Genomic DNA, 7,189 nt, shown 5'->3' on the forward strand with positions numbered 1-7,189 from the left:
CCTGCTCACCAAAAAATCCTGGCGCACAGAAGCTTAGCGATTCCTGCGGAAATAAAAAATAAACTCCCGTCCCGGGTATGCCAGAGCATAGCCAGGGACGGGAGATCTTCCCGTGGTGCCACCCTGATTGAACAAAAAATGTTCCTCTCAAGTCGACGATAACGGCGTCGTTCCGTACCGGCCTACCGGGATGGATCTCCTTTCGGGGGTAACTCCCGGGTGTTCTTCAGCCAAAGCCCTTGCAGAGAAGCTTTCAGTCCGGGGCTTCTCCTCCCTGAGCAAGATTTCTCAAGCTTACTCTCCCGATCATGGATTTATCCTATATAACCTGAGAATTATTGTATGCAAAAGAACGGAATTTGTCAATGTTACAGGGCTGTGCGAACAGTTTCCTAATTGTTAAAAAATGGTGGGAAATGCTATAATAGTAATGATGCCGGGATGCTTATGGAACGAACTTGTTCCCCTGTGTGCCACATGCTATACTACAAATGAGGTGATTCCCATTATTACAAAGGAATTGGTTGATAGAATTAACGCTTTGGCCCGTAAGCAGAGGTGCGATGGGCTGACCCCGGAGGAAAAAGAGGAACAGCACCAACTGCGCCAGCAGTATCTTAAGGGTATCCGCGGGCAAGTGATCGACACCCTGGACAAAATCAAGTTTGTGGAGGACGAGGGTTCCTGCGGGTGCGGCGGACACGAGCACAAGCATCATTCAGACGGCTGCGGCTGCTGTGGGCACCACCACGGCAAAAAAGGTCCCCTGCACTAAAAGAAAACCAAAGCGGAGGGAAAATATGCTGAAAACCATCCTGTTCGACCTGGACGGCACGTTGCTGCCCATGGACTTGCATCATTTCCTAACTAATTACTTTGGCCGCCTGACCAAGTCCTGTGCACATGTTCTCGACCCCGAGGCTCTGCATAAACATATATGGGCTTCAACCGAAGCAATGATCCGGGATAACCGTCCTGACAAAACCAATCAACAGGTTTTTCTGGAGGATTTTGTGCCCCGCTTCAACCTGCCCGCTGAGGAACTAATGCCTTTATTTGATAACTTCTATAACGGTGAGTTTGGCGAACTGATCTGCTGCACCTTTCCGACCCCGTTATCCAGGCAAATTTGTCTGGAACTGGTTGGCAAAGGGTATCAACTGGTGCTGGCCACCAACCCCATCTTTCCGGACGCAGCCACCGCCCACCGGATGCGCTGGGCCGGCATTAACGATATCCCCTGGGCCCTGGTCACCACCTACGAGCACTGCCACTACTGCAAACCCAACCCCAACTACTACAAAGAAATCCTGGAAAAGGTCGGGGCCAACCCGGAGGAAACCCTCATGGTGGGCAACGATACCAAAGAAGATTTAGTAGCCGGGAAACTGGGCATCAAAACCTACCTGGTAACCGACAACCTGATCAACCACGGTAATTCCTCCCACGATGCGGATTTTGAAGGCCGCCTGGAGGATTTTATGGAATTCGTTAGGAAGCTGCCTAAAGTGAAATAAAAGCTGCCCATTACTTGCGGTGTTACCGCTGTAAAGTCCGGCGTTTAACAGTTCACAACTGCCGGAAACGAAGGCGACTTTAATTTTGTAAGAGCGACGTCCATGATAACGGGGGTTATAGCCAACCTCTGAGCCCTGCTGGGTACCAAACACTGTAATTACTGAATCGTCAAAGTCAAGCCATATTTCACGGGGATCTTCAACTCATCTTCCCTCTCCTCCCTTATTCATGGTTCTACTCTTAAAGATTTTAGTTATTGTAAACGTTTGTATTTTTGTCAAAAAAGAAAGATTGATCACCCCGGAGATTATTTACCGGTTTCGCTACTTTTGCGAATCACCAGCTTGGGTTGGAGCACCACGTGTTTCTTTTCTTTGGCGGCCCTTCCTTGATTTCTTCCAGCAGTATTTTGGCCGCCATTTCACCCATGGTATATTTAGGCTGAGCAACGGTGGTTAGGCTCACTTCTGCATCCGCGGCAAAAGGAATGTCGTCAAAGCCTACTACGGCCATATCCTCCGGGACTTTCAGGCCGCATTCCTGTACCGCTTTAATGACCCCCAGGGCCAAAATGTCGCTGGCTGCAAAAATGGCTGTGGGCCTTTTTTCTGTCTCCCTGATCAGGGCCATGGCATTTTGATAGCCGCTTTCCCTCTTGAATGTGCCTAAACGGATTAAGCTCTCATCAACAGGGATGCCTTCGGAGACAAGGGCCATTTTGTACCCCTGCAGACGCTCGTGGGTAGCCTCCACGTGGGCCAGACCGCCGATAAAACCAATGGTACGGTGTCCCAGACCCAGCAAGTACTCCACCACCTGGTAGCCGCCCTTGACATTATCCATCACCACATAATGGGTATCAATATCTTTGAGGACCCTGTTGACCAGTACCAGAGGGGTCACCCCTTGGATGAACCTCCGCACGGCCTCGCCGTTGTCGGTGACCGAAGCCAGTATCAACCCGTCCACCCTTTTCTCTTCCAGGACTTCCAGGTACGTCTCTTCCTTGTCCGGCACCCAGTTGGTATTGCAAAGAAAGACATTGTAGCCTGCCTGGGACGCGGCATCTTCCACACCCCTGGCCAACATCGGGAAAGAAGGGGTTGGTGATGTCCGGTATTATAACAAGTCATCTATTTTGTCGAAATTGATATTTATATCCTTTTTAAGAGGTTTCACAAAGTTAATGGAGGTTGAGAAATGAAGCGTTTGTTGTGGTTGTCCGTTGTTTTCCTGCTGCTGTTTACCGGCGTGCTGCCGGCCTTGGCCCAGCCTGCCGGTGAAATTACGGTTTCCATAGACGGCCTGCCGGTGGCCTTTGATGTAAAACCGGTCATGGACAAGAACCGTACCCTGGTTCCTTTTCGTGCCCTGGCAGAAGCCTTAAATGTGCGGGTTGCCTGGAATCAGAAGACCCAGACCATCGTGGGAGCAGACGGTAAAAACACTGTTTCTCTAAAAATAGGCAGTAAAACGGCCTTTCGGAACGGTGCCCCCATTCCACTGGATGTGCCGCCCAAGGTGCTGAACGGCAGAACCTTGATTCCCCTGCGGTTCTTCAGTGAAGCCTTTGCCTGTCAAGTGGCATGGAGCCCGGCGGAAAACCGGATCAAGATCACCTCCCCGGCCCGGGACATGGCGGTTACGGGGTTTTATGCCCTGGGGGACCGGCAGACCAGCAGTTGGACCAATCTTTTCGGCAAACCGTTTCCTGAGGCTGGTGTGGGCAATACCGATGTAGTCAGTGCAGTGGCCCTGGCTGGTACAGTTTGGACCAGGAAGGAAATCTTCTTACCAAGAGCACCACCGGCTGGCAAAGACCGGATGATTATGAAAAGGTTTTGGAGCGGGCGGCAGAGTATGGTTTGAAAACCCAAATGGTGGTTCACATAACCGACGGAGAGGGCTCTCTTACCAACCTGCTGACTAACAAGCCAGCCATGACCAAAGCGGTTACAGCGATCGTGGAAGAGGCCAGGACCTACCAGGGGGTGAACCTGGACTTTGAGGGTTTGGGCCTGCAGAACAAGGGTGAAGGGTTAGCCCGGGTTAGAGACAGCTTCACCAACTTTGTTACCCTGTTATCCCATCAGCTTAAGGCGGCAAACCTTCCATTAACCCTGACCCTGCACGCACCCAACAGCGCTTACCAGGGTTACGATTATCAAAAATTGGGTCAAGTGGCCGATGAAATCATTATCATGGCCTATGATTACGGGCAGAAGCCCGAACCGGCAGACCTGGTACTCCAGGCCGTTAAGTCAGCCAGCGCATTGGTGCCGCCGGAAAAACTGACCCTGGGCATTTCGGTCCCCAGCGAAACTCCGGAAAGCCTGATAACCAAAGTGGGCATCGCCAAGCGTTATAACCTAAAAGGGATTGCCCTGTGGCGACTGGGACTGGTTTCTGACGACATGTGGGCTTCTTTGAGGACCTGCGTCGTTGCACACAAATAGAAAACAATATGCTCTTGAATGTTACAGCCCACCGGGACATAACCGGTGGGCTGTATGATATTTCGGCGTCTTCCCTTCTGCGTTTATGGTTATCCAATCATAAACTGTGCAGGGTCGGGACAACCTATCTTTAATCATTCATGAGGAACGATCTTTAAATCTTTTGAGGAAGGAATGAAATAAAAATGCCTCGAAAATTAAAAAAAGCAAAAGCAAAGCCTGACGTTGCCCCTGGCATGTACGATTTTATTGAGCAGGATGCATCCCCCGAAGAAATCAAAAGGGGTGAATTTACCAGGGTTACCACGCTGTCTTTTGACGAAACCCATTAAATTTAAAAAAATATGGTTTTCCTTAGCACATTACGCACCCTGTCACCACAAGTAAGCAAAAGCCACTTTCATAGGATTTGGAAAACCCCAGGAGTTCTTTTCCTGGGGTTTGTTTGAATTTATTGTAGGAATATTATAACAAACATACATTCGACCCGCAATGATATCTACTCAGAGAATGTTTAGAAATGTAAAGATATATGTAGATTTACTTAGTAATTTTTATACTCGTAGAAGCAAAAAGTTTCAGATTGTTACAACAACAAAGCAAAAACAATGATTTTAATGAAATGATCTTCTATGGAAGATATAATAGAGTTGAATTATTAATCAAGGATCATCCAACTAAAAGAGGAGTGGCTGCAGACTTGAGAATTGGCGTTATCAGCGATACCCATGGAAGTTTAATGCATTTTGAGAAGGCCCTTGAGGTAATTGGCAGCTGTGATTATATCCTGCACGGGGGTGATGTCTTGTATCACGGACCCCGGAATCCCCTTCCGGAGGGTTATTCCCCCAAGGAGTTGGCGGAAAAAATAAATTCCATGAACAACCTCGTTTTTGCCAGGGGTAACTGCGATGCCGACGTGGATCAAATGGTGATCAAGCACCCCCTGCAAAGTCCTTATGTTCTCCTGCAGTTTGGCAAATTGAAAATTCTCGTTACCCACGGATATACCCGGGAAAAGCAGGCGTACATACAAATGGCCAAGGATTTTGAGGTGGATATTTTTATTTATGGTCATACCCATGTCAAGGAACTCTATAAGGATGAAGATTTAATTGTCTTAAACCCCGGCAGCACCGCTCTTCCCAAGGATGATATTCACTCTGTGGCGGTGATCGAAGATCAATTCATCCGGCTTATCAATATGCATAACGGTCAGGTGATTCAGGAGCTTCCTTTCGACAATTGAACCTTGGAAATCTCGTACTTATCAATGATAAAAGAGAGGCAGTTCAGCCCTCTCTTTTCTTGTTTGAGTATGGCAATCTCAACTCCACCATGATCGGGTCCTTCCCGGAAGATTACCGGAAGCCCCAACTCCGGCTGCCCGGCAGCGGCGGCGCCAGTGATAGGGCAGCCTCCTGCGAGCGTACCATCATCATTATGTCCCATGAAAAAAGAAGGTTTAAGGAAAGGCTGAGCTATCTAACCAGTCCGGGCTACCTGGATGGCAGTCCGGACGCCCGCCAAAGGGCCGGCCTGTTGGGCCAGGGTCCCTACAGGGTGATCACCACCCGGGCCATTCTGGGATTTGACGAAGCCACCCATCGCATGAAGCTGCTGGCTACCATGCCGGGAGAAACGGTGAAAAGCGTGCAGGAAAATACCGGCTTTGAGCTGCTGGTGGATGATCACGCGTACCCCTATGACCCCCCTACGCCGGAGGAATTGTGTTTGATCCGGGAAGAAATCGACCCCCAGGGCTATTTTATCGGGAGAAAGGGAAGCCCGCAAAACAGGATGAACTGCCGGGCTTCCCCTTATACTTCGGTACAGGATTAAGTTCTACTTCGCCGGGTGTTCTATCTCTACCCCCTGCCCCTTTAGGTATTCCTTTATTTTCTCCACGATGGCCCTGTCGTCGGGTTGGTTCATTAAAATGATCTCCCTTATGTTAACCAACATGGCTGTTAAAGCAGCCTTGTCTCTTTCGTATAAATCGATAATCATTTCTACATCACCACTTGTTTTGGCCCTGCTCAGCATCTACTTAGCCTGGTTTCTAAAACTTACGCATACTTACTCAAAATATAGCGTAAGTTTTTCACCCATTCGACAAATGGGCGGCAGTGTCACAGGATTCAACTGCCAGGCCATAGACTCTCATCTATGTTCCGGGTGGTTCACCTTTCGGTTCACCGTCAGCTTATGCTGTCCGTCCTGCCCGGAAAGGGTGTTACCCTTGCCTCGGCAGTTAACTTATGACAGCAGCCTTTCACAGCGTGTACTGCTGCCATACCATAAAGTCTTTTGAGAATAGGATTTACCCTATACCTAACAGTTCTTTCCGGTGAACCTGCCAGGAAACCAGGCTGTTCACCCCCTTCTTTTTCAGATTCTTTAGAACAGATTTCTTGATACTTGACCACTGCTGCCAGTTGTTTATCTTACTAAAGCCTTCTTTTGCTTTGATAAACCTGTCTACCAGTAATTTGGGAACTCTTTCAGAAACATGACCCAGACCCCTCCGGGCTATCACCAAGGCTGCTGCCTGATGAGACGATAACCCATACTGGTGCTGGTACTTCAGAATACCTATTACCGAGGTAAATGCCGGCTTTACTTTGAACACCGGCACCCCTTCCCTTAAAGCTCTCCGTTCTGCATATGCCAAAAACTTTACCAATTCATGTTGGCTTTTGATGGTGTTTTGGGCATCGTATACTGCATCGTTGGCCTGGCGGGAGTTGAGGTTAAACTTGACCTGTACGCTTTTGCGGATGTCCTGGATTCCTTTGCCTTCCAGTAATCTTTTAAAGCTCCACCTGACTGCTGCACAGTAACGGGCCATGAGGTTATCGAGGTAGGTTTGTTGGGTTTCGGTAAGTTCAAGGATTACTCCCATTGCCGTCGTTTTCACCGGCAGCCACCTCGCTTTCAATGACCTGCACCAGCTTTTTTGCCACTCTACCGCCGCGTTTTCCGTAAAGTCTGGCTGAAAAACTGGTTACTATGGCTATCATGTCTTCTACCAGTTCTTCTTGCGGTTCTTTATTGGGCCGGTCATCTACTTCTTCGATAACCACGTTAAATTGTCGGCAAAATTCTTTGAGATACTTGTAACCAAAACGGGCTATACGGTCACGGTATTCTATGAGAACAATATCTACTTGACCACCGGCGATAATTTTTAATAGTTTGCTGAGTTCTTTACG

At 48.7% G+C, this 7,189-nt stretch carries 10 protein-coding genes, 2 pseudogenes and 1 other annotated feature; of the genes and pseudogenes, 7 read left to right on the forward strand and 5 right to left on the reverse strand.

Annotated elements, in window-relative coordinates:
- Positions 1 to 90: 90 nt before the first annotated feature.
- Positions 91 to 319 (reverse strand) — a binding site (T-box leader).
- 111 nt (positions 320 to 430) lie between these two features.
- Both P378_RS03675 and P378_RS03680 read left to right on the forward strand, forming a co-directional pair.
- A complete protein-coding gene (locus P378_RS03675) occupies positions 431 to 775 on the forward strand; it encodes a DUF896 domain-containing protein (protein WP_099082315.1) in 345 nt (114 codons plus the stop codon).
- Positions 776 to 800: 25 nt separating this feature from the next.
- Positions 801 to 1,517, forward strand: a complete 717-nt coding sequence (locus P378_RS03680; protein WP_099082316.1) for an HAD family hydrolase — start codon at positions 801 to 803, stop codon at positions 1,515 to 1,517.
- Here the strand turns inward: P378_RS03680 and P378_RS03685 are convergent.
- Together P378_RS03685 and P378_RS03690 are read right to left on the reverse strand one after the other, a co-directional pair.
- Positions 1,515 to 1,718 (reverse strand): annotated as a pseudogene (locus tag P378_RS03685) (IS1380 family transposase); the annotation flags it as partial. The gene P378_RS03680 and the pseudogene P378_RS03685 overlap by 3 nt on opposite strands.
- 136 nt (positions 1,719 to 1,854) lie before the next feature.
- Positions 1,855 to 2,592, reverse strand: a complete 738-nt coding sequence (locus P378_RS03690) for a substrate-binding domain-containing protein (protein WP_238472833.1) — start codon at positions 2,590 to 2,592, stop codon at positions 1,855 to 1,857.
- Between the two features lie 126 nt (positions 2,593 to 2,718).
- Between P378_RS03690 and P378_RS23375 the strand changes: the two genes are divergently transcribed.
- The 5 genes from P378_RS23375 to P378_RS03705 all read left to right on the forward strand — a co-directional run bounded on the left by P378_RS23375 (position 2,719) and on the right by P378_RS03705 (position 5,816).
- Positions 2,719 to 3,387 (forward strand): copper amine oxidase N-terminal domain-containing protein, encoded by a 669-nt coding sequence (locus tag P378_RS23375; RefSeq protein WP_338013820.1) that lies wholly within the window; start codon positions 2,719 to 2,721, stop codon positions 3,385 to 3,387.
- Positions 3,288 to 3,974, forward strand: coding sequence for a glycosyl hydrolase family 18 protein (locus P378_RS23380; protein WP_338013821.1), 687 nt, complete (start codon positions 3,288 to 3,290; stop codon positions 3,972 to 3,974). Before P378_RS23375 ends, P378_RS23380 begins: the two co-directional genes overlap by 100 nt.
- A gap of 185 nt (positions 3,975 to 4,159) precedes the next feature.
- Positions 4,160 to 4,306, forward strand: a complete 147-nt coding sequence (locus P378_RS19355; protein ID WP_180260968.1) for a hypothetical protein — start codon at positions 4,160 to 4,162, stop codon at positions 4,304 to 4,306.
- Positions 4,307 to 4,674: 368 nt separating this feature from the next.
- The gene (yfcE, locus tag P378_RS03700; protein WP_099082317.1) at positions 4,675 to 5,223 is read left to right on the forward strand and encodes a phosphodiesterase; all 549 of its coding nucleotides are present in this window, start codon (positions 4,675 to 4,677) and stop codon (positions 5,221 to 5,223) included.
- Positions 5,220 to 5,816 carry a CoA-transferase gene (locus P378_RS03705; protein WP_238472834.1) on the forward strand — a complete coding sequence of 199 codons (597 nt, stop codon included), beginning with the start codon at positions 5,220 to 5,222 and terminating at the stop codon, positions 5,814 to 5,816. The genes yfcE and P378_RS03705 overlap by 4 nt, the downstream gene beginning before the upstream one ends.
- A 3-nt stretch (positions 5,817 to 5,819) precedes the next feature.
- Here the strand turns inward: P378_RS03705 and P378_RS03710 are convergent, their stop codons facing one another.
- From P378_RS03710 to P378_RS03720, 3 genes and pseudogenes are all read right to left on the reverse strand, one after another.
- Positions 5,820 to 6,020 carry a peptidase gene (locus P378_RS03710; protein ID WP_099082318.1) on the reverse strand — a complete coding sequence of 67 codons (201 nt, stop codon included), beginning with the start codon at positions 6,018 to 6,020 and terminating at the stop codon, positions 5,820 to 5,822.
- A gap of 277 nt (positions 6,021 to 6,297) precedes the next feature.
- A pseudogene (locus P378_RS03715) lies at positions 6,298 to 6,750 on the reverse strand (IS200/IS605 family accessory protein TnpB-related protein); the annotation flags it as partial.
- Positions 6,751 to 6,862: 112 nt separating this feature from the next.
- The coding region (locus P378_RS03720) for a recombinase family protein (RefSeq protein WP_180260969.1) at positions 6,863 to 7,189 on the reverse strand (327 nt) is incomplete at its 5' end.

This window comes from Desulforamulus profundi, assembly GCF_002607855.1.

Coding starts and splice junctions, on each gene's coding strand:
- P378_RS03675 (WP_099082315.1), top strand. CDS start 431: ATGATGCCGGGATGCTTATGGAACGAACTTGTTCCCCTGTGTGCCACA.
- P378_RS03680 (WP_099082316.1), top strand. CDS start 801: ATGCTGAAAACCATCCTGTTCGACCTGGACGGCACGTTGCTGCCCATG.
- P378_RS23375 (WP_338013820.1), top strand. CDS start 2,719: ATGAAGCGTTTGTTGTGGTTGTCCGTTGTTTTCCTGCTGCTGTTTACC.
- P378_RS19355 (WP_180260968.1), top strand. CDS start 4,160: ATGCCTCGAAAATTAAAAAAAGCAAAAGCAAAGCCTGACGTTGCCCCT.
- P378_RS03710 (WP_099082318.1), bottom strand. CDS start 6,020: ATGCTGAGCAGGGCCAAAACAAGTGGTGATGTAGAAATGATTATCGAT.